Here is a 22,069-nt window from a genome sequence, read left to right on the forward strand (position 1 = left end):
GCGACGGCAAGCGTTCCGCCCAGCCAGCGAAGGCGCGACGCCGGGACGGCCAGGAGCAGTTCGGCGCGCCCTTCCGCTTCTTCCGCCCGCAGCCGCAGCACCGCCTCGATACCCGCGGCAGCTGCCAGGACCCCGCTGATGCCCAGCATGGCCGTGGTAAACAGGTCGATGAGGCCTGCGTCACCGGGAACGATGCGGCTCATCAGCTCCGCCACGGACGGGTTTCCTTCCAGTGCGTCGCGTACCACCGGGCCAAGTCCGCCGGCCACAGCTCCCAGCGCGGCGGAGATGATGCACCAACTGGCCAGGCCTCCACGCTGGAGGCGCCATGCCAAGCCCAGCATCGACGCCAGGCCGGCGCCCGCCCTGCCCGGGCCCGACTCGTTCGCGGCAATATAGCTGGCCCCCAGGTCCCTGCTCTTGCGAAGCGCCACGGACACCCCTGCCAGGACTGCTGTCCCGGCTCCGATCACCAGCAACGGCAGCATGTCCGCCTCGGTGAAGGGCCGGATGCGCTGTCCCCAGCCAATGGGTGACAACAGGGAGGGCCAGGCTGCGGTGACATGCAGCAGCGATTGGTCCGCGGTCCCCAGCGCGTCACCGGCACCGCGGACCAGGTAGGCGGCGCCCACCAGCGCCGACGCCGTACCGTTGGCGCTCCGCGCGGACGGCATGAGCTGTGCCACCAGCGCGGCGGCCGCCATGAAGAACAGGCCCACGGCGCCAACGGCTGCGCCTGCCAGGAACGATCCTTCCACCGGGAGTCCGGCGCCGATGAAACCTGCCGCAACGGCCAGTGCGAGGACCACGTTGGCGCAGGTGCCGAGAAGCAGGGTGGCATACAGGGAAGACACCCGGGTGACCTGCGTGGAGCCGACCAGCTCGAACCGGCCCTGGTCCTCGTCCCCGCGCGTATGCCGGACCACCAGGAAGGCACTCATCAACCCTGCCAGGACGGCCGTAAAGGAATAGCCCTGGAAGAAGGTGACCGCTCCGGAACTGATGCCGTCCGGGAGCCCCCGGAGGAACAGGAAGGCCGGGCTTGCCGCGGCCACGGAAATCAGTGCTGCCCGCTCGTTGTCCTCGCCGAACTGCGTGGTGACGGCGGTGGCTGCCGCGTATCCCAGGCCGGCGATGCCCAGGATCCAGGCGGCCAGCGTTCCGCGGTCCCTGCGGGCCTGGAGCAGGGCAAGCCGAAAAACGGCGCGCATCACAGCACCTGGCTCTTCTGGTCTTTTTGGCTCCCCCGCCCGGGGGCGGCCGTGCCGCCGTAGTGGCGCATGAACAGCTCCTCGAGGGAAGGCGGTGCCGCCGTGATGCCCGTGATGCCTGCTGTAGCCAAAGCCTCCAGGACATGGCCCAGGTCGGCTGCATCGGCGTCGAACTCCATGGCTGTCCCGTCAACGCGGAGGTCGTGGACACCCCGCCACGTGGACAGCAGCTCAGGCGACGCCGGCGACGTGACCCGGAAGCGGGTGCGGGTGAGGTGCCGAAGTTCGGCCAGGGTCCCGGATTCCACGGCCACCCCGGACCGGATGATGGTCACCCTGCTACACAGTTGTTCCACCTCGGCCAGGATGTGGCTGGACAGCAGCACCGTGGCTCCGTCCGCGGTGACCCGGCGGACGTGCCGGCGGAAGACCGCGTCCATGACCGGGTCCAGGCCCGAGCTCGGTTCATCCAGCAGGTAGAGCCTGGCCGGGCGGGAAAAAGCCGCGATGAGGGCGGCCTTCTGCCGGTTCCCCCTCGAGTAGGTCCGGGCCTTTTTCCGGGGATCGAAATCGAACTCGTCGATCAGCTGCCGGCGCAGGTTTTCATCCGCGCCGCCGCGCAGCCCGGCGAGCAGGTCAATGACCTCGCCGCCGGTCAGGTTGGGCCAGAGCGTCACATCCCCTGGGACATAGGCAACATCCCGGTGTGCCCGCACAGGTTCAGCCCACGGATCGATGCCGAACACCCTTGCTGACCCCGCTGTGGGGCGGATCAGGCCCAGGAGGATCCGGAGTGTGGTGGACTTCCCTGCCCCGTTGGGTCCCAGGAAACCGTGGACTTCTCCGGACCTGACGGACAAGTCCAGGCCCGCGAGCGCTGTTGTCCGCCCAAAGTTCTTCACAAGCTGGCTGGTGGAGATGACGGGAGTTTCATCTGTGGTCATGGCCTGTTCCTTGGTCGCAGCTATCACACCCAAGGCGGCTGCCAGGGGCATGCCGCAAGCGTTTCCGCATACGGGCCGACCAGGCTTCCCGGCTCTCCGGTCCACATCTTACAAGCGGCGCATCAGGCGCGGAAGAGGCGATGGATGATCGTGATCCGGGGTTGAACCTCTCCGGGTTTTGAGAGGCTCAACCACCGGTTAGTGCGGGTCAGTTGGCCCCATTAAGCTGGCAGGATGCCTGACCTTGCCGCCCTGGTGCCCACCCTCGTGGCCCTCGCCATCCTGGTGGCACTCACGGTGGCTGTGCTCTGGGGCTCGCGGACGCCGTCGTTCGTTGCCCCGGCCGTTGCCATCCTCCGCGGCGCTGCCCAGCTGGCCCTGATCAGCCTGGTGCTGGGCGGCATCATCAACGATCCTTTGTGGGTGGCGGTGGCGTTGCTGGTCATGTTCACCGTGGCCGTGACGACGGCGACCCGCCGGCTCATGTGGTCCTGGCGGCGGTTCGCGGCGGTGGCCGCAACCATGGCGCTGGGCATCCTGGTGACCCTGGGCGTGGTGTTCGGCACTGGGGCGATCGAGTTCACGCCGCGGTGTGTCCTGGCGGTGGGCGGGATTGTGATCGGCAACTGCATGAGCATCGCCGTGCTGGCCGGGCGCCGGTTCTTCGAGGCTGTGCGGGACCAGTGGAGCGAGGTTGAAGGCTGGCTGGCGCTGGGTGCGCAGCCGAGCCGCGCAACCCTCGCCCAGGCCCGCTTCTCCGTCCATGCGGCCCTGATCCCGTCGATCGACCAGACCAAAACCACCGGCCTGGTCACGCTGCCCGGCGCGTTCGTGGGCGCGATCTTCGGCGGCGCCTCACCGCTGGAGGCGGGCCGGTTCCAGGTGGTGGTGCTGGCGTCCATCATGGCGGCGGGCTCCATCACCGCCGTCGCGCTGATCCGTTCCCTGCGCTCGGTGAAGGTGCGCCCGGAACCTCTCTGACACTGCAACGCGGGGTCACTCCCTCCCCAATAAACCGCCCGCGGAGGGCATTAAGTGACCCCGCGTTGCTGGTTTATTGCGGCGCGGCAAGGAAGGCCCGGATCTCGTCCGCCATCCGCTTGGACTGGGTCCAGTGCAGGTAGTGGCCGCCCTCGATCGGAACGACCTGGTGCCGCCGGACATTCTTCAGCAGGTTCTCGGCCGCTGCGGTCTTAGTGGCCGTTGAATCGGAGCCTTCATCGGCAACAAAGGCCAGGACAGGGAGGTCATCGGGGTAGGTGACTCCCCGGAGGGCCGCCGCGTTGTTCGCAATCCGGGCTGATTCGTCGGCGACAGCGGGGTTGCCGTAGTTCCAACTCATCATCATGCGCATCCGGCGCAGTTCCTCGGCGGTATAGGCGTCGCTGTCCGGGTCAAGGAAGCCTGGGGCGAGCGCCGCAACCACGCGGACCACACCGGTGACGGCCAGTGCCCGCTCCACGTTGATGCCTGGTTGCGGGTCTTCAACCGGCCCGTCCCCGGGCTTAGGAATGGTGGCGTCAATCCCGACGACGGCGGACACCTCCGTGGGGTACCGGTTGGCGTAATCCAGCATGTAGAAGCCGGCGATGGAATGCCCTGCCAGGACATAGGGCGGCCGGACCTGGAGCTTCGCCAGCGCGTCGTGAAGTTCGGTGCTGATGTTTTCGTTGGACCGCGCGGGGCCTTCGAGGTCGCTGTAGCCGTACCCGAACCCCTCCACCACAATGGCGTCGAAGCCGCCGAGTTCGCGGACCAGCGGAGCGAAGTCGAGGCCGGGGGCCGCAGTTCCCAGGCCGCTCAGAAGGACGATCGGCTGGCCCTGGTCCCCGTTCCGGACCACGTTCAGGCTGCCGCCGCTCACCGCAACCCGCTCGCCATACGGCGCCGTGCCCGATTTTTCCGTGGACTCCAGGACCAGGTTCACCACGGTAGACACCAGGATCAGCCCCAGGACGATGAGCGCGGCGATCCCGGCCCGGCGCAGCCCGCGCCGGGGCTTCTTCAGGGAACCGGTATCCGTCGCCACGTTCTAGATTTTAGGCTGGCTTCGCGAAGGTGGCCGCGCTCATGATCTCGTACCCGACGAACGTCTCGTCGCCTTCCACCCAGGCGTCGTGGCCGGCCGGAATGGTGTACGCGTTGCCGGGGGTTATGGTGGTCCGGGCTCCGTCTTCCATCTGGACCGTCAGGGTCCCGGCGGCGCAGATTCCCACGTGGTTGACCTGGCAGCTGTCCGTGTGGACCACGGTCTTGACCGTTTCGGACCACTTCCATCCCGGCTGGAAGGTGAACCTGCCCAGGGTTGTGTCACCGATGTTGACCACGTCCACCTCGGTCTTCGGCGGGCGCCGTTTTTCATCGGGCTGGTCGAAGGACTTCGCTTCAAGGGTTCTGACAGTAACGCCGGCCATTTCATTCTCCTGACAGGGAGGGATTGCAACTGTTCGTCCGGGGCGCTGAGACATCTCCAGGAGGGATTGGTTGGCCGGCCTACCGAGGCCTTGAACGCCCGCCAACGCTGCAACTAGCGCTATCAGCGTGCGCCCGGGCATAGGCGCTGTCAATACGGCGCACTCCCCCTTCGCGAGATGGGGGGGTCCGCCAGTTCAGGTTCCTTCTGCCGGTAACCCCACCGTGCAGTCGGCGGCGTCGTTCACCACGTCCTCCAGGTCACCGGTGCGGTGCAGCACCTCCAGCTGCCGGACCGCGCCGGTGCCGGTCAGCAGCAGATCGTCCACCAATTCCTCCACCCGTTGCAGGTCGCCGCTGTCCTCCAGCGCCCCGTGGATGTGGTTCAGCAGGGAATTGACGACGGCGAGCGCCGGCACCGGGCGGTGCGTGTGCGGGTCCAGCAGTTCCCCGCGCAGTCCCCAGCGGCTGGCTTTCCAGCCCGCCAGCCGGATCAGGGCCGACGGCGCGCCGACAGGCTCTTTGCCTTCCCGCCACTCCCGCGCAGCGGTCTCCACCAGCCCGCGGGCGATGCCGGCCAGGAGCACGGTGTTCTGGGGCCGCAGGCATACGTCCGCGATGCGGATTTCCACGGTTGGATAGTGCCGCGAGAGCCGGGCGTCGAAGTAGACCATTCCCTCATCCAGCGCGACGCCGGTGCTCACCATGTCATGCACCAGCTGGTGGTAGGCGTCGGCCGAGCCCAGGATCTCCAGCGGCCCGGCGGACGGCCACCGGTTCCAGACCTGCGCCCGGTAGCTGGCGTACCCGGTGTCCTCACCGTGCCAAAACGGGGAGTTGGCGCTCAGCGCGGTCAGCACCGGCAGCCAGATCCGGATCCGGTCCAGGACAGCCACGCCCTCCTCCGGCGATTCCACCGAGACGTGGATGTGGCAGCCGCAGGTGAGCTGTTCCCTGGCGGTCAGCCCGTACTCCTCCGCCATGGCGGCAAAGCGCCGGAGCCGGACCGGGTGCGGATCGCAGGGCAGCGGTGAGGTGGCCAGGGCAGCCACCCGCACCCCGACGTCCTGAGCAGCCCTGTCCGCGATGGCCCGGCCGGCGATGATGTCCGCCTCCAGAGAGTCCATGGTGGAATGCGGCGGGGTGACCACCTCAATCATTTCCTGCTGGAACTCCGCCGTGAGAACCGGCCCGGAACTCGATTCCATCGGACGCACGTACAGGTCCAGGAGCGCGCCTGCCATGGGCACGGGCTCCCCCTTGCCGGGGTCCACCAGGAGCAGCTCCTCCTCTATCCCGAACGTCCGGACCCGTCCAGCACTGCCGGTGCGGTCATCGCCTGAGGTGTCCATCGCCGTCGTCCTTTGCTCGTTGCATCCTTGCAAGCTCATCCCAGAAGCAGGCCAGCGTCACGGCGCCGTTCATCAGGACCTCCAGGCTGACGCTCTCGTCGCTGTCGTGCCAGTGGTCCTCCACAAGCCCGGTGCCGAAGAACAGCACCGGCGCCTGCAGCATGCGGCCGAGCAGTTCGGCCGGTCCCCCGCCGGCGTTCCCCATCCGGCCCACCTTGCCGTTGTGGAACCCCACAGCCATGGCCCGCTCCAGCGCGGCGACAGCAGGGTGGTCCGGAGTGCGGTACGGCTCCTGCGCCGTTTCCAGGTCCGGCGTCAGGGTGTGCCGAAAAGCGTCCCCGATGGTGTTTTCCACCCACTGCCGCAGCTGGTCGGCCACCTTCTCCACCCGCTGGCCGGGCACGGTCCGGAAGCTCAGGTCCGCCGACGCCACGGCCGGCACAGCCGCACGCGACACACCAATGGGATCGCCGGCAATCATGGAAGTGACTTCGACGGCGGGGCGCAGCCACAGCCGCTCCAGCACCGTGTACCCCTTCTCGCCCGTGATGGCGCCGCTTTCGGACCGCTTCAGCCAGTCCTCGTCGCTGTAGGGAAGCTCCGCGAGCGCCTGCCGAAGGTCCTCCGGAAGCGGCTCCACGTCGTCGTAAAACCCCGGAATGGCGATCCTGCCGTCGGCATCGTGCAGGAGCGCCAGGAGCCTGGCCAGCTCGAAGGCCGAGTTGGGGGCGTTGCCGGAGACGGCGCCGCTGTGCACGTCGCGCTCCTGCCCGAACACCTCCAGGCTTGCACTGAGCATGCCGCGCAGGCCTACGCAAAGGGCGGGGTGGTCTTTGTGCCAGAGGAGGGTGTCGGAGAAAAGTACGACGTCGGCCTGGAACCTTTCCGCCTGTTCCTCAAGGAGTGCCGCGAGATGCGGGGAACCGCCTTCCTCCTCGCCCTCGACGATGAACTTCAGGTTGACGGCCGGCGCGGGCCGGGCGTGTGCCTGTGCAGGAGAAGTGGAGTGCGGGAGCGTTTGGTTTGTGGCGTCCAAACGTGAGAGAGCGTGCTGGTTGTGGCGGTCAAAGGTGAGAGAGCGTTGGTGCAGGTGGGCGCGGATGCCCCAGAGGTGCGCCAGGATTTGGGCCTTGGCGTCCGAGCTTCCCCTGCCGTACAGCCTGCCGTCGCGGACCACCGGTTCGAACGGCGAGGTCTGCTCCCAGTTGTCCGGCTTGACCGCGCGGACATCGTGGTGGCTGTAGACCAGGACGGTGGGAGCTCCGGGTGCCTCGCACCACTCCGCGCAGACCGCGTGCGACTCCCCCGTCGGCTGCACGTCAACCACGGGGAAGCCCGCCTCACGGAAGGCGGCAGCGAGCCAGTTGGCGGAGCGGAGCAGGTCCCGCTGGTGCTCCGGCACACCCAGGATGCCCGGAACGCGCACCCACTCGGCCAGCTGCTTCTCGATGCCGCCACGATGGGAGCGGAGATAGGCATGCAGGCGCGCTCCGCCGTCGTGCTCATGCCTGTCCATGCCCCGCTCCCGTTATCCCAGCCGGTTCTCTGACGAATTACCGCGGCTGGGCCGGATTCGTGGGATCACCCTGGGACGGCGGGTTGATCGGCGGTCCCGGCACCTGGGCCGACTGCGGCGTGTCCGGCTGGGCAGTGTTCACCTCCGGCGTGCTCGGCGAGTGCGGGCCGCGCGGCACGGCCCCGCCCTGCAGGTCATGGAGCCTTTTTTCGAGGATCTGCAGGATGGGCAGCCGGTTCCCGTGTGCTTTCTCGTAGGTGATCAACTGCGCCACCTCTGTCTCCTCCAGGCCCGAGATCCGCGAGGGCAGCGTTCCGGCCGGCAGGTGGTCATAGTCGGGAAGGGGCAGTTCCTTGTGCAGGGGTACGTCATTCATGGGTTGGGCTCCTTAAGCGATTGAGGTCAGCAGGGCGGCGCATGCCTGTTCGCAGCTCCGGCACGATTCTGCGCACACCTGGCAGTGGTCATGCATCTGCGCGTGCTTTTCGCACTCACCGGCGCAGACTTTGCAGGCGGCGCGGCAGGCTTCCAGCAGGGTGCGGGTGACGTTGGCGTCGTAGCCGGTGTGCCGGGAGAGCACCTTTCCCGTCGCCGCGCAGATGTCCGCGCAGTCCAGGTCGGTGCGGATGCACCTGGCCAGGTCCGCCACCATGTCCTCGGCCAGGCACGCGTCGGCGCAGGCGGTACAGGTCTGAGCGCATTCGAAGCAGGCGCTGATGCACTCGGCAAGCTTGGTTACGTCGATGTCGCCGAGGTCCTTGGGATACGTGTCAATCATGGACCGTATGTGGGTCATGTCTCTGTCTTTTCCTTCCCCCTTGATGAATCAGTAATGGTCAGGACTTAGTAAGCACACTTACTTGTTTTACGGTACCGGGATTGGGAGCTCCGGTACAGAGCCCCGGCCCCCCTCAGCTCAGGCGCTGGCCTCTGCCCCCACCGGTTCCGGCGCGGGCAGGCGGGCCGCAAAGACGGAGCCGGCCATCCGGGCCGCTATCGCGTCCCAGTGGTACTTCTTCAGCAGCTCCCGGGTCGCGGCATTCGGGCCCCTGGAGGGATCCCGTTGCCCCAGCTGCCGGCAGAGCGAGGCAAACCCGATGGCGTCATCGCGCAGGTGCACGGTGTCCGGGAAATCCGCCACCACATCCGGCACCCGGGTGGAGACCACCGGCAGCCCCGCCGCCAGGTACTCCAGCGTCTTGGTGGGGCTGATGGAACGCGTTGCCTCATTCAGCGCGAACGGCATCAGGGCAACGTCCAGCCCGGCCATGGCCGCGGGAAGGTCGGCGTAGCTTGTGTACCCGAGGTAACTGATGTTGGGCGCCTGCGGCAGGCTGGCCGGATCGATCTTGGCCACCGGCCCGTACATCCGGATGTCCCACTCCGGCAGTGCACGGGCGAGCCCCCCAATCAGGCCAAGGTCCAGCCGCTCGTCCAGCACCCCCACGTACCCGGCAACGGGCCGCTGCCCCGGGACCCGGCCCGACGGCGTCGGGCAGCGGTAGTGCTCCGGCTCCACTCCGCTGGGGAACAGCAGGGTGTCCGGCCGTCCCTGCCGGACCATGGACCGGTACAGCGAGCGGCCGCCGGCGAAGACGACGTCGGCCCGGCGCAGTGTTTGCCGCTGCCTCACCACCAGTTCCGGCGGGGCGTCCTTGAACGCTGCGAGGTCGTCCATCACGTCATAGACCAGGGTGGTGGGCTTCAGGGCGAGGGCCAGTTCCAGGGCCAGCGGGGTGTACAGCCAGACCACCCGTTCCCCGGCCGGTGGACCCACCAGCTCCGGAAGCTGGTCGATGTAGTCCGGCAGGACGTCGTCCACGAAGCCCACGTGGCGGCCCTTATCCGGAATTTCCAGCCAGGCCCGGTTCAGTCCGTCCACGCGGCTGTGGTTCATCCGGTTTTCCCCCTGGAACCCGGGGAAGGGCGTGAGCGGCTCCTCCACATACCAGGTGGAACAGCGGGAGCCCAGTCGGGACACCAGGTGCTGCGGGCGCTGCCAGACCCAATCCCAGCGGAGGTGGGACAAGACGATCAGTTCACTCTGCATTGACGATCCTCAATTCCATTCGGGTCTGCGTGTTGGGCAGGCTGTGGCCTTGGTCCATGCCGGGAGCAGGTGTCCACGTCCAATGGGACATCTGTGGCTGGTATCCGCGCAGCCAGGTGGCCACCGGTTCGGCGAGGGTGTACGCGGGCAGCTCGACGGCGGGTGTTCCGGCTGCAGCCCTGGCGTAGGTTTCGGACATAACGGACGGCCGCCTGTCCAGCTCCTTGTCCAGCCAGTACACGCCCACGGGGTCGATGTGGCCTTCGTTGTGGAACAGCAGGGAATTCCAGTCCGTGGAATCAATGAACGGAAACCAGCACAGGCCCTCCAGCGGCACCCCGCGCTCCCGTGCCCGTTCGCATTGCTCCAGCACGTACTTGAACCAGGTGGCACGGTCCGACGTATGGCCGCGGATGTTGGTTTCCGTCAGCATGCAGGGCAGCCGGTAGCGCTGCCAATACAGGTGTATCTGGTCAGCGAGCGGCAGGGGGTCAGGGGTGTGCGTGTGGCCGCCGTTGTCAGCAAAGTGCCACTGGCAGTGCGCGTAGTAGTCCAGCCCCAGGACGTCGATCCGGCCCGGTTCCAGGTCCAGCAGGGCTTCTCCCCCAACATCCCGGAGCTCCTCTGCCAGGGGCCCGTGGAGGTCGTATCCGCGGCCCAGGAAGCTGTCCAGCACCAGGAACCGCCGCTCGTTCGCCATCGCTGCGTAGGCTGTTCCGCCGGCGCCCGATCCGGTGTGGTGTTCGCAGGTGTCCACCCACACGTGCTTGGCGCCGGGCAGCAGCTCGGCGTAGGCGCGGCTTGCCTCCGCCACCGCCGGCAGCACATTGAGGATCTGGCCAACGAAGTTTCCCAGCCCGTTTTGGTACGGCGGCCAGATGGCCTCGTGCCCGGAGAGGAACAGCGTGGAAAACGGCTCGTTGAAGAGCGTGTACTCCTGCACCCAGGGGTAGCGTTTCGCGAACTCCTCCGTGTACCGCAGGTAGGCGTCCCTGAAGCGGGGGTCCGCGAAGCCATCCTCCAGCCAGCGCGGATAGCTGGTGTGGTGCACCAGATCCACGATGGGACGGAAGCCGTGGTCCCGCAGATAATGGAGCACCTTGTCCGTGTCCGCCCAGTTCAGGACGCCCTCTTCAGCCTCTACCCGGTGCCACCGTACGGGGTACCGCAGCCTTTTCACGCCGCAGTCCGCCAGCAGTGCCAGGTCCTGCTTCCAGTTCACGTCGTGGGCCGTGGACTCTACGATGTCCCTGTCGTGGCGGGGAAGGTAGGTGCTCTCAAAGGCGCCGATCAGCTCGATGGGTCCGTTCGGCGCGCGGCTCATGGCGTGGCTCCCAACGGGGCCGCCGGGTATCCTGCCGGCCCCTGCCCCGCAGCTCCGGTCACGACGGCGGGCTTCGCTTTGACCGCCAGGTGCTCGTACACCAGGTCCAGCAGCTCCGCGGCCCGCAGGTTCAGCCGCCGCGATTCATCCAGGTCCCGGTCCAGCCGGGCCACCTCCGCACGCAGTTCGGCGATGTCTGCAGCAGCCACGGCCAGCCGCAGGTTGATCTCATCCAGCGGCTCCAACGGCTCAATCGGAGGGTCGTTCAACGGATCTTTCATGGCAGTGCCCTCACTTTCAGTCGATGAATGGATGGGGCGCCCGGGCCTTCCGGCGGTTGGTCACAGCGCTCCGGTGGAACTTCTTCGGATTCCAGGTGCAGAGCCGCGAGGGCCTGGACGAGCGCAGCCGCGTCCACCGGATGGTGGAAGCGCGCGCCAGGGAACGGCGGCGGCACCGGCCCGGCCTGGAACTCCAGGAATGCCGTGGCAGCTGCCGCCTGGTTCCGCAGCAGGTGTCCGATCAGCGTCAGTGTGTTCTCCTGCCCCTGCCCGCCCAGCGAGTCAAGGAGAAACCGGACGTAGACGTGCAGTCGCCCGCCGCCGTCGTTCGCCAGTTTGGCCAGCGGCGCCGCCTGGCGCAGGTTGTTCAGGTTCACCCGCAGGCCGCGCAGCGACCCGCCGGAATGGGTGCGGAACGTCCGCAGCGATTCGACGGCGGGACGGCTGTAGTCCACGGCCACCACGTGGTGCCCGTGCTCCGCGAAGTGCCGTGCGTCCGCGCCCAGGCCGCAGCCCAGCTCCAGGATCCGTGAACCCGGCCCAAGTTCCCGGGCCAGCTGCTGCGCCCAGGCTCCGGGCCGCAGCACGCCGCCGTCCGTGGCTTCGGTCAGCAGGGCCCGGTGATGGTCTTCCCAGTTTTCCCGGTCCCCGTCCAGGTTGCCCAGCCAGGTGTCATACCGACGGCGGGCCGCCGGCGGCGTGGTGAACCTGAACGCCGGATCCGGGGTGCGCCAGCCGGGTCCGTAGATGGCAGCGAGCATCGCCTCGGGGTCCGCCGGTATGGGCAGCGTCCGGCCGTTGACCGTGAGCGTACGCAAGGGGAAGATGGGTACCTTTTCGCTGCGCTCGCGGGCGTGGAACGTCCCGTGGAGCCAGCCGCCGGTAATGAAGTACGTGAAGATGTCCAGGTAGAACCGGTCCGTGCCGTCCGCCCCGGGAAAGAGCAGCTGCAGGTGCCCTGCCGAATGCCGGACCGTTTCGTAGCCTTGGGCGTGCAGGGCGCGTTCCAGCTCGAAGCCCTCCAGCACGATGTCCGACGGGTTCTGGTGCCGGCTCAGATAGGCCAGGTCCACGTCGTCATCGCCTGGCATGATCCGGCCGTCCCGCACCGGGCCCAGCAGGGTTCCGCCGGTGACGAAAAGCTCCTGGCCGCGGCTCCGCATCCACTCGATGAGGATGCAGGCCTCGTCCAGGGCCTCATCAACCAGGCGCGCCCGCTGCCCCTCGAAATTGCGGGCCACCCGCCCCCACTTGTTGATGATCTGGGGTATCCCGGTGCCTGGCTCCTCCAGGGTGAACTGGTGCGGTGCCGCGTCAAAGGCGACGGCCGCCGCCGGGCCCAAGGGCTGTCCGTCCTGCAGCACGGTGAGCTGTGCCTGGCCGGACAGGCGGCCGGCCAGGGCCGGCGGCCAGTCGATGATCCAACTGTGGTGGGGTCCGGAGCGGAGGGCGTCACCGGCGCGGATGTTCCAGATGGGCCGGCCGTTGAGCAGGATGGACAGCGTGGCGTCAGCGGGGACGGGCGGGCCCGCCAGGGTCAACGAGCGCCGGTCGGCCTGGATGATGTGGGTGGCGGTCTCCGTGGCGGTCATGGCTGCGCCACCAACTGCTGGCTGCTGGTGGTGTCCGTGTACGGCAGCCGGACATCCACCACCTGGCCGGTCATGGCCGACGCCAGCACCTGCACGCTCGCGTCGGCGACGGCCGCCGCCGGCAGCAGCGACCCTTCCAGCTCCGCCCCGAACGCCCTGGTCCGCATGGGCGTGGCCGTCCGGCTGGGGCTGATGCAGTTCACCCGGATGCCGTCCGCGCTCCACTCGTCGGCCAGCGCCTGGGTGAGGTTTACGATAGCCGCCTTGGTGGCGGAGTAGACGGTGTAGTTGGCCCGGCCGCGGGTGTAGGAGCTGGACGCGAACAGTGTCAGCGAGCCCTTGCTCTCGGCCAGGTACCGCTGGGATTCCTGGGCCACAATGAAGGCCGCGGTGAGGTTCACGTCCACGTCGTGGTGCAGCTGCTCGTCAGTCAGCTGGGCCAGCGGCCCCACGCTGAGCACCCCGGCGGTGAGGATCACATGGTCCACGTGCCCACAGGTGGCTGCCGCCTCCGTCAGGGCCTGCACCACGCACCGCCGGTCCTCCACGAACATGCCATTGCCGGTCCGGCTCTGCCCGACGACGAACGCCCCTTCCGCCTCCAGCTGCTGCACCAGCTCCAGCCCGATGCCCGAACTCGCACCGAACACCAGGATGGTCTTGCCGCGGAGGCCGTCCGTGCTGCCGCCGGGCAGCGCTGTCTTGTGCTTGAGCTGGAACAGCTTGTCAGCAATGTGAATGTCGATGGGCTGGGTGATCTTGATGTTGGCGTCGTCCCCGTCCACCACAAAAATGGGGACGTCCGGGCAGTACTTGAGCACCACGGAGCAGTCATCCGTGGCAGCGAAGTCCGGGTCCCGGGCGGCGCGCTCATACGCCTGCGCTATCACCGGCATCCGGAACGCCTGCGGCGTCTGGCCGCGGCGGAGCTTTGCCCGCGGCGGCACGGCACGGATGAAGTTGTCGTCGTCCACCTCGATGATGGTGTCCGCGGAGGGGATGGCGGTGTCCACAGCGGCATAGACATCCAGGGCGCGGATGCACGCGCCGATGATGTCGCCGTCGAGCAGGGGGCGGACTGCGTCGTGGAAGATGACGTTGGCGTCCTTGTCCGCGATGGCGTCCAGGGCCAGGCGGGAGGTTTCGCTCCTGTCCGCGCCGCCGGGCAGGATGGCGCTGATTTTGCTGTACTGGCCCTTGTCCAGCAGCAGTTCCCGGGCTTTGGGGATGTAGCCGGAGGTCATCATGATGATGATCTCGTCTACCAGTTCACAGGACTGGAAGAGCTCCACCGTGTGTTCAAGGCTGGTGCGTCCCGCAATGGGGACGAACTGTTTTGGGATATCAAGACCCATCCTGGCCCCGACCCCTCCGGCCAGGATGACGGAGGCATTCCAGGGCCGGGCGGTGCTGTGCGGGAGTTGGGTACCTGGCATTCCCGGCGTTCCCGGCGGAAAGTTAGGTGGCTGCTGTTCCATGGCTGGTCCTTTCACTGCTGGTTGATGGCCGCTAGCTGCGGCCGGTGAGCGTGCCTCCCGTGCGGTTGGTGGCATTTCCAGGAATGGTGATGGCCGCGGCCTCGAGCCGCCGCCGTGTTTCTTCGGCTGATATGGGGGTCCCGAATTTGCGGTACTCGCCCACCGGTACCACGGCCGTGACGGGTGTCCGGCCGTGGATGCGGACCAGGTTGAAGGAACGCGCGCCGTCCCTGCCCTGCATGGCTCCGGACGGCAGCGCAAGATCCTGGGTGTAGCTGGTGGACGCGGCGACGGACACGGGGATGCCGGCGAAGACGGAAAAAACGGAGCAGTGTGTGTGGCCGGAGAGGATTCCGATCACGTCGCTGCCTTCCAGGACCTCGGCCAGGCCGGTCTGGTTCCGGAGCTCGGACAGCACGGCGAGGTCCTGTACCGGGGGCACCGGCGGGTGGTGCATCACCAGGAGCGTGCCGCCGTCGGCCGGTGTTTCCAGCTCCGCCGCAAGCCAGCGCAGCTGGTCTTCGCTGATCTCGCCGTGGTGGAAGCCCGGGATGGTGGAGTCCAGGACCAGGACCCGGAGGCCGCCCAGGGCGTAGCGGCGGTCCACCGGGCCCGGCTGGGGCTCCTCGTCCAGCATGACGCGCTGGAAGTTGGCGCGGTCGTCGTGATTGCCCATGGCCCAGATGATGTGCGTTCCCATCCTGGCCGCGTAGGCGTCGCACAGGGTCCGCAGTTTTTGGTACGCCTCGGCCTTGCCTTTATCCGTCAGATCGCCCGAAAAGATGATGGCCTCGGGCGCAATGCCGCTCGCTTCGATGGCGTCCAGGACCTCCACGAGCCCCGGCTCCGGGTCCATGTCCCCGTAGAGCAGTCCCTCCGCGACAAAGTGCGGGTCGGTGACATGGACCAGCACGTGGTTGGGCGTAGGGTATTCGGCCTGGAGGATCTGCATGGAAGCCTTTCAGCTGGCCCGCGTGATAACTGCCGCCGCGGGAGGATCTGCTGGACGGGCTCTGCTTGCCGCCGAAAGAAACAACATAATAAGCACGCTTATAAATTTGTGGGAAGACCTAATTTCCCATCGGCCCCGAGCCGGCCGCTGCAAAGCCCCGGAATTACCGGGAATTAGCGCACACTATTGGGTCTTTTTGATTGCGCCGGCCGGGCTTACGGTAGACCCACGGAGCCGCCCGTCCGGGGTGGCCGGCCAAGGAGGACTTTCCAATGACAACGCACGTCGCGGACTGCAGCGTAACGAACTGTTCCTTTAACGACCATACGAACTGCAACGCCGCCGCCATCACCGTCGGCGGCGCCGAAAACCACGCCCACTGCGCCACGTTCATCGAGACCGGCCTGCACGGCGGCCTGCCCAAGGTCCTCGCCGACGTCGGAGCCTGCCAGCGCAGCGAGTGCATCCACAACGACCATCTGATGTGCAATGCACCCGAAGTCCACGTTGGCCCCGGCCGGGACAACGCCGACTGCCTCACCTACTCGCACGCCTAGGACACACTGACTGAAGGCTCCGGAGCGCCCGGCGGCACCGCCCCCGGGCGCTCCGTTGCTGCCCCGGCTCGGCCCATGCGGCATCAGGCTCTCCCGCCATCCGACTCCGTCCACCTGCTGTACAAACCCCTGCCACCGCGAGTAGATTCGGAATGTGACGGGAATCATGGCCCGTCCTCCAGGCCACCTCTGCACAGGCCGTCGGAGCAGCTGCTGTAGCCCAACGGCGGCACACTTGCAGAAGCGAAAGATCCCTACCGTGGCGACATCGCATTTCCAGCAGTTCCTAGAAGAAGCAACCATCTTCGATCCCTCCAGCGATTCCACGCTGGGGCCTGATTGCCTTTACGGCCTGTACGTCAGCTGGGCAACGCTGCACGGGATGACCCCGAAGCCCGATCAGGCCTTCCGCGCCGGCATGCTCCGGTGCGGGGTGGATGTCCACAACAGCCGGCTGCACATGACGGGCCCCGCCGCTGCCGACTACATCCTCAGCAGCTACCCGGCGGTGGCGTGATGTCCATCCATCCGGACCGCTATCGCCCCCGCAACATCCCGGACGTGCTGGTTTACGACGGGCAGTACATGCACTGCGGCGAGCCCATGGCTGCCGCGGGCGCCGAAATGCGCAGCATCCGGGGCACCTACAACAGCCGGCAAATGCCCGAGACGCTGAGCGTTTACCTCGCCACCAGGGTGCTGCGCTGCGCCTGCGGTTTCCAGATGGAGATCCCGGACCAGAACCCCGCGGTGTTGGAATGACCGGGCTCCCCCTGGATGACTTGACCGCGACCATCGCGCGCATCCGGGGATTGCTGCTCACGGAGGAGAAGGTGGACCGTGCTGTTTCCCTCCTGGCCAGGGCCATCAAGGAATCCATGCCCGGCAATCCGGGAACCGGGGTTTCGCTGCTGGATGCCGGGGGAAAGCGCACCAGCAGCGCCTCCACGGACGCCATGGTGGAGCAGGCGGACGCCATCCAGTACTCGCTGGGCGAGGGTCCGTGCCTCACGGCATGGGCTTCCGAGGAAGTGGTCATTATTGACGACGTCCACACGGACGATCGCTGGCCGCGCTGGCGGGATGCCGTCCTCGGGATGCCGGTCCGTTCCGTGGTGAGCACGCCACTGATGGCCGGGAAGGAAGCGCTGGGCGCGCTGAAGATCTACTCCGCCCTGCCGGGACAGTATGACGAGTCCACCGGCCGGGTCCTGAGCCTGTTCGCCGGCACGGCCGCCACCCTCCTGGCGCACATCCAGGGCAGTGAGGCGCCGCTGAAGATGACGGAAAGCCTCAAGGCCACCGTGTCCAGTCGGGACCTCATCAACCGCGCCTGCGGCATGCTGATGGAGCGGCACGGCATCAGCCACGACCAGGCGATGCAGGAATTGATCAAAAACGCGCGGGCGGCAGGTGCCACCTTGGTTGAGGTCAGCGATCAGCTGGTCACCAGGGTGCCGCCTGCGGAACGGTAGGGGGTGCAGCCGTGGGTTTCGATCCACATGAGCCGGAACAGCGCAGCCAGCTCAAGGACGCCCTGTCCGCGGCTGACATCACTGTGGGCGAGTTGTGGCTGCGGTATTTCAGCATGAGCGGCAGCGCCGGCGAATATGAGGTCCACGCCTACCTGCAGGGCCTCATTTCCCTGCCCGTAACCCAGCGGGATCTGCTGGCCCTTGCCTGCAATGAGATGATCGCGGAGACCCCGCCGACGTACGCACCGTACGCGGACCAGATCGTCGGCGCAGAGCCGGACGACGTCCCTTCAGGTGAGGTACGACGGCGGGACGCGCCGCCGTCGTAATCATCCCTTCGCGTCACACGTCGAAGTGGGTGGTGACCGTGGGGTTGTCCGTCACCGAGGCGATGACCGAGGCGGCAAGGTCGCGGAGCTTGATGTTGCGTGTGCTGGAGGCCCGTTTGAGGATTGCCATCGCTGTTTCCTGGCTGCAGCGGTTCTGGGCCATGATGGCGCCGGCGGCGAGGTTGATGGTGGTGCGCGACACCATGGCTGCGGCGAGGTCGTCCCGGGCATCGGTCAGCTGGGCGATGCGGAGCGCCAGCCTCAGCGACGAGCTTCCCTGGACGGCAAAGCTCTCCGCCCGGCCGATCGCTTCACCGGAGAACGCGTGTCTGCGTGCCGAATAGACATTCAAGGCTGCCTGGAACTCGCCGCCTCCAGGGAACGGCACTGCCAGCATGGACCCGAGCACGCTGTGGTTCACGGCGGCCACATACTCCGGCCACCGGTGTTCGGTCTCCAGGTCGGGGACGTGGACTGTGGCGTTCTCCCGGAGGGCTGACAGGCAAGGCCCGTCATTGAAGGCGTACTGGAGCTCATCCATGGCGAGGGCATGCGCATCGCTGCTGCCCGCCGTCGCAGCCTTCTTGCGCCGCACTACCGTCACCGAGCATGAGACGTCCTGCGCGGAGGACGACAGGTCGGCCGCAGCAGCCACCGCAAGTTCGTGGAGGAACTCCTCCACGTGGGAACTGCTGAGCACCAGATCGTCCAGATGTACGCGGACTGATTCCGCAGTTATGTTTTCAGCCATGGCAGGCTTCCTGGTCATGCCCTGCGCGGGCCGCCCCCACGGGCCAAAAGCCGGGACCGTCACCGCCCGAAACCGTGCGGCCCTTCCAGCCTACGCCCCATGAGTGGTCCCGCACCCGCCCTGCTCCCCCCGACTACGGCTGCCCAGAACGGGTACGGGATTGTTAACCGTCCCCCACCAGCCGAGGCAGGCATCCATGACTTCACTTCCCAGGGCCAGCGCCCGTGACACCGCCGGCTTCCTCCTGGACGTTTTCATTCCGACGGCGGCAAAAGGGCCCCTGCTCCGCCGGCCCCGCGCTGAGGCGTTGGCCGAGCGGCTGAAGCTGGACGAGCGGGCGGTCCGGCGGATGCAGGAGCTGGACCGGAAGTATCCGGAGGGTCCGCTGCTCCTCCGGCTGCCCGTCCGGAACCAGGCGGTGATCCTGCGGCCCGGGCACCTGCACGCCGTCCTGACCCAGTCCCCCGATCCGTTCTCGCCCGCGAGCAGCGAAAAGCGCGGCGCCCTGGCCCACTTCGAGCCGCGCAACGTCCTGGCCTCCACCGGCGCCGAGCGGACGGTCCGCCGGGCGCTGCACGAGCAGGCACTGGACACCTCCAGCCCGGTGCACCGGTTCGCTGACACCCTCCTGCCGGTGGTCCGCGATGAAGCGGACGCCATGCTGGCCGCCGCCCAAGCCAAGGGCGTCCTGGACTGGGACGTGTTCAGCCGGTGCTGGCAGCGTGCCGTCCGGCGCATCGCCTTCGGTGACTCCGCCCGTGATGACCAGGAGCTGACGAGGATGCTGACCAGGCTGCGCAAGGATGCCAACTGGTCTGTGCTGAAGCCGCGGCGCACGGGGGTCCGGGACGAGTTCCTGCGTCGTGTCCAGGAACGGATAGACACCGCGGAGCCCGGCAGCCTGGCATCTGTCATGCGCAGCAGGCCGGAGCCTGATGCGGCTGCGCCACAAGACCAGGTGCCGCAGTGGCTGTTCGCGTTGGAGACATCGGGGATGGCGGCGATACGCGCCCTGGCCCTGCTGGCCACGCATCCCAACCAGGCACTGCTGGTTTCGGAGGAAATCGCCAACGACACCACCGGAGGCAGGCACCTCCCCTTCCTGCGGGCCACGGTGCTCGAGTCCGTGCGGCTGTGGCCCACCACGCCGATGATCCTGCGGCAGACCACGCGCGAGGTCAGCTGGGACACCGGAACCATGCCTGCCAAATGCGGGGTCCTGATCTTCGTCCCGTTCTTCCACCGGAACCATCAGCGGCTCCCGCAGGCAGACAGGTTCGATCCGGCGCTCTGGCTCCGCGATGACGACCAGGAGGACTGGGGCGTGGTCCCCTTCAGCGCCGGACCGGTCAGCTGCCCGGGCCGCCAGCTGACCCTGCTGCTCACCAGCGCCCTGCTGTCCTGCCTGCTGAAGGACACAGCGTTCACCTTCCAGGACGGCCACCGGCTGTCCCCCGGCCGGCCCATGCCGGGAGAGCTCAACCCCTATACCCTGCGGTTCACTCCCACTGTCAGGGCAGGGGTTTAGGGCGGGGCACGACGGCGTAGCGCCGGTTCGCCAGCACCGGCACCCGGCTGCGCACCTGCTCCAGCCGGTCCCCGCTGAGGTCAGCCAGCACCAGCCCCGGCTCCTCGCCTGCGTTGGCGATGACCACCCCTGCCGGGTCCACCGCCATGGAGTACCCGGTGGCCAGCGGTCCCGCCTGGTTGGCGGCCAGGACGTAGGCCGTGTTTTCGATGGCCCGTGCCTTGAGGAGGGTAGTCCAGTGGTCCTCCTTGCCCGGCCCGCGGATCCACATGGCCGGAACCAGCAGGACGTCCGCACCGCCATCTACGGCCGAACGGGCGCTTTCCGGAAAACGAAGGTCGTAACAGGTGAACGCGCCGAACCGGAAGCCTCCCAGCCGGAACACCAGCGGCTCCTCGGGGTTGCCCGCCGAAATTCCATCGCTTTCCCGGTAGCCAAAGGCATCGTAGAGGTGGACCTTGCGGTAGCAGCCGAGGAGATCGCCACTGCTGTCCATGGCCACCAGGGTGTTATACGGAAGCCGGCCCGGCCCCTTCTCGTACGTTCCCACCACCACCGCGATCCCGTGCCGCTTGGCCTGGGTTGCGATGGCAGAGACGAACGGCCCGTCCAGGTCCTCCGCAACGGCGGCTACCGCGCCTGCACCCCCGCTGGTGGCAAAGAGGCTGGACTCGGGGAGCACCACCAGCTCCGCCCCCGCCCCTGCAGCCGACTCGATCAGCAAGCCCGCCGCCGTCGTATTTTCAGCGGGGTCCGTACCTGCGCTGAACTGGCCCAACGCCACCTTCATGGCTGCCCCTCCTGCCCGAAAACCATTTGCTGTCCCTGCTCTCCACGGCCGGGCTCCGGCCTCTTCCCATAGCATCCTCCCCGGGTTACTGTTGGCACACAACCGTCCGGCCAGGGGCTGGAGCGGCGGGCTCAAGCAGTTGGGCCTCTGGAGGCACTCCGGAGGGAGCATGGTGGGCGCCAAACCCTTAAAGAAGCATGTACGACGGCGGGTTACCGCCTTGCTCACGGGCCTCGGGGTCCTGGCGGCACTGACGTCCTGCAGTGCCGAAGTCCAGCGCGGCTTCCTTCCCGGCGAGCGGGACACCACGGACAACACTCCCCTGATCACCGACCTGTGGGTTAATTCCTGGATCGCTGCGGTCATTATCGGGATCATCACCTGGGGCCTGATGATCTGGGTGATCGTTGCCTACCGGCGCCGGAAGAACACGGTGGGGTTCCCGGTGCAGATGAGCTACAACCTGCCGCTGGAGGTCTTCTACCTCTCCGTGCCGCTCATGATCGTGGGCGTCCTCTTCATCTTTACCGACCGGGAGCAGCGGGCCATCGACACCCGGGACCCCAATCCCGACGTGATCATCGACGTCCGCGGCAAGCAATGGTCCTGGGACTTCGGCTACGTCAAGGAAGACGTGCATGAAGATCCTGGGGTCCAGGCCCACCTGAACGGCGAGTTCGGCACCCCGGACCGGCTGCCCACCCTGTACCTGCCGGTAGGGAAAACCGTGGAACTGCAGCTGAACTCCCGCGATGTCCAGCACTCGTTCTGGGTGGTGCAGTTCATGCAGAAGCGCGACATGTACCCGGGCGAAAACCAGTACCACCGGTTCATCAACCTCACCCCCACCCGCACCGGCGAATTCACCGGCAAATGCGCAGAGCTGTGCGGTGAGTACCACTCCGAGATGCTCTTCAGGGTCCGGGTGGTGAGCCAGCAGGAGTACGACAACCACATCGCCGAACTCCGGGCCCGGGGCAACACCGGCATCCTGGGTGACGAATTCGACCGGAACCCGGCACGGCCGGCCCTGGAAGAGGCACAGCAAAGGACGGAACCGTAATGACCACCACCCAGAACACGGGCGTCACCTCGGCCACCGCGGCACCGTCAACGGTCAGGCGGCCCAAGGGCAGCATCGTGGTCAGCTGGATCACCTCCACCGACCACAAGACCATCGGGTACATGTACCTGATCGCGTCCTTTGTGTTCTTCCTCCTGGCCGGCGTGATGGCGCTGCTGATCCGGGCGGAGCTGTTCCAGCCCGGCATGCAGATCCTGCAGACCAAGGAGCAGTACAACCAGCTGTTCACCATGCACGGCACGCTCATGCTGCTGATGTTCGCCACCCCGCTGTTCGCCGGGTTCGCGAATGTCATCATGCCGCTGCAGATCGGCGCCCCGGACGTGGCGTTCCCGCGGTTGAACGCGCTGGCTTTCTGGTTCTTCCTGTTCGGCTCCACCATTGCGACCGCAGGGTTCATCACGCCGCAGGGCGCGGCCTCCTTCGGCTGGTTCGCCTACGCG

At 67.3% G+C, this 22,069-nt stretch carries 25 protein-coding genes; 9 read left to right on the plus strand and 16 right to left on the minus strand.

Annotated elements, in window-relative coordinates; all coding sequences use genetic code 11:
• A partial coding sequence (locus tag P2Q66_RS13210) for a polyketide antibiotic transporter (protein ID WP_275728731.1) occupies positions 1-1,211 on the minus strand: 1,211 nt, incomplete at its 3' end.
• Complete coding sequence (locus tag P2Q66_RS13215) at positions 1,211-2,155, minus strand: ABC transporter ATP-binding protein (RefSeq protein WP_275728733.1); 945 nt, start codon at positions 2,153-2,155, stop codon at positions 1,211-1,213. The genes P2Q66_RS13215 and P2Q66_RS13210, both read right to left, overlap by 1 nt.
• Before the next feature lie 234 nt (positions 2,156-2,389).
• Between P2Q66_RS13215 and P2Q66_RS13220 the strand changes: the two genes are divergently transcribed.
• Positions 2,390-3,136, plus strand: a complete 747-nt coding sequence (locus tag P2Q66_RS13220; RefSeq protein ID WP_275728735.1) for an ABC transporter permease — start codon at positions 2,390-2,392, stop codon at positions 3,134-3,136.
• Positions 3,137-3,209: 73 nt separating this feature from the next.
• Here P2Q66_RS13220 and P2Q66_RS13225 read toward each other — a convergent pair whose 3' ends face one another.
• The 12 genes from P2Q66_RS13225 to P2Q66_RS13280 form a co-directional block, all read right to left on the minus strand.
• Complete coding sequence (locus P2Q66_RS13225; RefSeq protein ID WP_275728737.1) at positions 3,210-4,184, minus strand: alpha/beta hydrolase; 975 nt, start codon at positions 4,182-4,184, stop codon at positions 3,210-3,212.
• Positions 4,185-4,194: 10 nt separating this feature from the next.
• Positions 4,195-4,569, minus strand: a complete 375-nt coding sequence (locus P2Q66_RS13230) for a cupin domain-containing protein (protein WP_079598728.1) — start codon at positions 4,567-4,569, stop codon at positions 4,195-4,197.
• A gap of 195 nt (positions 4,570-4,764) precedes the next feature.
• Positions 4,765-5,919, minus strand: a complete 1,155-nt coding sequence (locus P2Q66_RS13235) for a glutamate--cysteine ligase (RefSeq protein WP_275728739.1) — start codon at positions 5,917-5,919, stop codon at positions 4,765-4,767.
• Entirely contained in the window at positions 5,900-7,435 is a 1,536-nt protein-coding gene (locus tag P2Q66_RS13240) for a M20/M25/M40 family metallo-hydrolase (protein WP_275728742.1), read from the minus strand. The genes P2Q66_RS13235 and P2Q66_RS13240 overlap by 20 nt, the downstream gene beginning before the upstream one ends.
• Before the next feature lie 37 nt (positions 7,436-7,472).
• Positions 7,473-7,811, minus strand: coding sequence for a hypothetical protein (locus P2Q66_RS13245; protein ID WP_275728743.1), 339 nt, complete (start codon positions 7,809-7,811; stop codon positions 7,473-7,475).
• Between the two features lie 12 nt (positions 7,812-7,823).
• The gene (locus tag P2Q66_RS13250) at positions 7,824-8,231 is read right to left on the minus strand and encodes a four-helix bundle copper-binding protein (RefSeq protein WP_275728746.1); all 408 of its coding nucleotides are present in this window, start codon (positions 8,229-8,231) and stop codon (positions 7,824-7,826) included.
• A 120-nt stretch (positions 8,232-8,351) separates the two neighbouring features.
• Positions 8,352-9,485, minus strand: coding sequence for a glycosyltransferase (locus P2Q66_RS13255; protein ID WP_275728749.1), 1,134 nt, complete (start codon positions 9,483-9,485; stop codon positions 8,352-8,354).
• The gene (locus P2Q66_RS13260) at positions 9,475-10,809 is read right to left on the minus strand and encodes a family 1 glycosylhydrolase (protein WP_275728751.1); all 1,335 of its coding nucleotides are present in this window, start codon (positions 10,807-10,809) and stop codon (positions 9,475-9,477) included. Before P2Q66_RS13260 ends, P2Q66_RS13255 begins: the two co-directional genes overlap by 11 nt.
• Entirely contained in the window at positions 10,806-11,090 is a 285-nt protein-coding gene (locus P2Q66_RS13265) for a DUF6752 domain-containing protein (protein ID WP_275728754.1), read from the minus strand. The genes P2Q66_RS13260 and P2Q66_RS13265 overlap by 4 nt, the downstream gene beginning before the upstream one ends.
• Positions 11,087-12,682: a class I SAM-dependent methyltransferase gene (locus tag P2Q66_RS13270; protein WP_275728756.1), complete on the minus strand. Its 1,596-nt coding sequence runs from the start codon at positions 12,680-12,682 to the stop codon at positions 11,087-11,089. The genes P2Q66_RS13265 and P2Q66_RS13270 overlap by 4 nt, the downstream gene beginning before the upstream one ends.
• Positions 12,679-14,160 carry a bifunctional cytidylyltransferase/SDR family oxidoreductase gene (locus P2Q66_RS13275; protein ID WP_275728758.1) on the minus strand — a complete coding sequence of 494 codons (1,482 nt, stop codon included), beginning with the start codon at positions 14,158-14,160 and terminating at the stop codon, positions 12,679-12,681. Before P2Q66_RS13275 ends, P2Q66_RS13270 begins: the two co-directional genes overlap by 4 nt.
• 31 nt (positions 14,161-14,191) lie before the next feature.
• Positions 14,192-15,112 carry a phosphodiesterase gene (locus P2Q66_RS13280; protein ID WP_275728760.1) on the minus strand — a complete coding sequence of 307 codons (921 nt, stop codon included), beginning with the start codon at positions 15,110-15,112 and terminating at the stop codon, positions 14,192-14,194.
• Between the two features lie 272 nt (positions 15,113-15,384).
• Here P2Q66_RS13280 and P2Q66_RS13285 point away from each other — a divergent pair, with 272 nt between their 5' ends.
• The 5 genes from P2Q66_RS13285 to P2Q66_RS13305 all read left to right on the plus strand — a co-directional run bounded on the left by P2Q66_RS13285 (position 15,385) and on the right by P2Q66_RS13305 (position 17,473).
• Positions 15,385-15,669, plus strand: a complete 285-nt coding sequence (locus P2Q66_RS13285) for a DUF1540 domain-containing protein (RefSeq protein ID WP_079598736.1) — start codon at positions 15,385-15,387, stop codon at positions 15,667-15,669.
• A 259-nt stretch (positions 15,670-15,928) separates the two neighbouring features.
• Positions 15,929-16,186, plus strand: coding sequence for a hypothetical protein (locus P2Q66_RS13290; RefSeq protein WP_115525389.1), 258 nt, complete (start codon positions 15,929-15,931; stop codon positions 16,184-16,186).
• On the plus strand, positions 16,186-16,431 hold the full coding sequence (locus P2Q66_RS13295) for a hypothetical protein (RefSeq protein WP_275728765.1): 246 nt from the start codon (positions 16,186-16,188) through the stop codon (positions 16,429-16,431). Before P2Q66_RS13290 ends, P2Q66_RS13295 begins: the two co-directional genes overlap by 1 nt.
• On the plus strand, positions 16,428-17,144 hold the full coding sequence (locus P2Q66_RS13300) for a GAF and ANTAR domain-containing protein (RefSeq protein WP_275728768.1): 717 nt from the start codon (positions 16,428-16,430) through the stop codon (positions 17,142-17,144). Before P2Q66_RS13295 ends, P2Q66_RS13300 begins: the two co-directional genes overlap by 4 nt.
• An 11-nt stretch (positions 17,145-17,155) precedes the next feature.
• Entirely contained in the window at positions 17,156-17,473 is a 318-nt protein-coding gene (locus P2Q66_RS13305; RefSeq protein WP_275728771.1) for a hypothetical protein, read from the plus strand.
• A 13-nt stretch (positions 17,474-17,486) separates the two neighbouring features.
• On the opposite strand, the gene P2Q66_RS13310 is transcribed toward P2Q66_RS13305, so the two are convergent.
• On the minus strand, positions 17,487-18,224 hold the full coding sequence (locus tag P2Q66_RS13310; RefSeq protein ID WP_275728773.1) for a GAF and ANTAR domain-containing protein: 738 nt from the start codon (positions 18,222-18,224) through the stop codon (positions 17,487-17,489).
• Positions 18,225-18,420: 196 nt separating this feature from the next.
• Here P2Q66_RS13310 and P2Q66_RS13315 point away from each other — a divergent pair, with 196 nt between their 5' ends.
• The gene (locus P2Q66_RS13315) at positions 18,421-19,752 is read left to right on the plus strand and encodes a cytochrome P450 (protein WP_275728776.1); all 1,332 of its coding nucleotides are present in this window, start codon (positions 18,421-18,423) and stop codon (positions 19,750-19,752) included.
• Here P2Q66_RS13315 and P2Q66_RS13320 read toward each other — a convergent pair.
• A complete protein-coding gene (locus P2Q66_RS13320; protein WP_275728778.1) occupies positions 19,736-20,542 on the minus strand; it encodes a carbon-nitrogen hydrolase family protein in 807 nt (268 codons plus the stop codon). The two genes, P2Q66_RS13315 and P2Q66_RS13320, sit on opposite strands and share 17 nt — an antisense overlap.
• Positions 20,543-20,711: 169 nt before the next feature.
• On the opposite strand from P2Q66_RS13320, the gene P2Q66_RS13325 reads away from it, so the two are divergent.
• Entirely contained in the window at positions 20,712-21,605 is an 894-nt protein-coding gene (locus P2Q66_RS13325; protein WP_115525395.1) for a cytochrome c oxidase subunit II, read from the plus strand.
• The coding region (locus P2Q66_RS13330; RefSeq protein WP_275728780.1) for a cbb3-type cytochrome c oxidase subunit I at positions 21,605-22,069 on the plus strand (465 nt) is incomplete at its 3' end. The genes P2Q66_RS13325 and P2Q66_RS13330, both read left to right, overlap by 1 nt.

Source organism: Arthrobacter sp. Cr_A7 (assembly GCF_029222765.1).
Classification (GTDB): Bacteria; Actinomycetota; Actinomycetes; order Actinomycetales; family Micrococcaceae; genus Arthrobacter.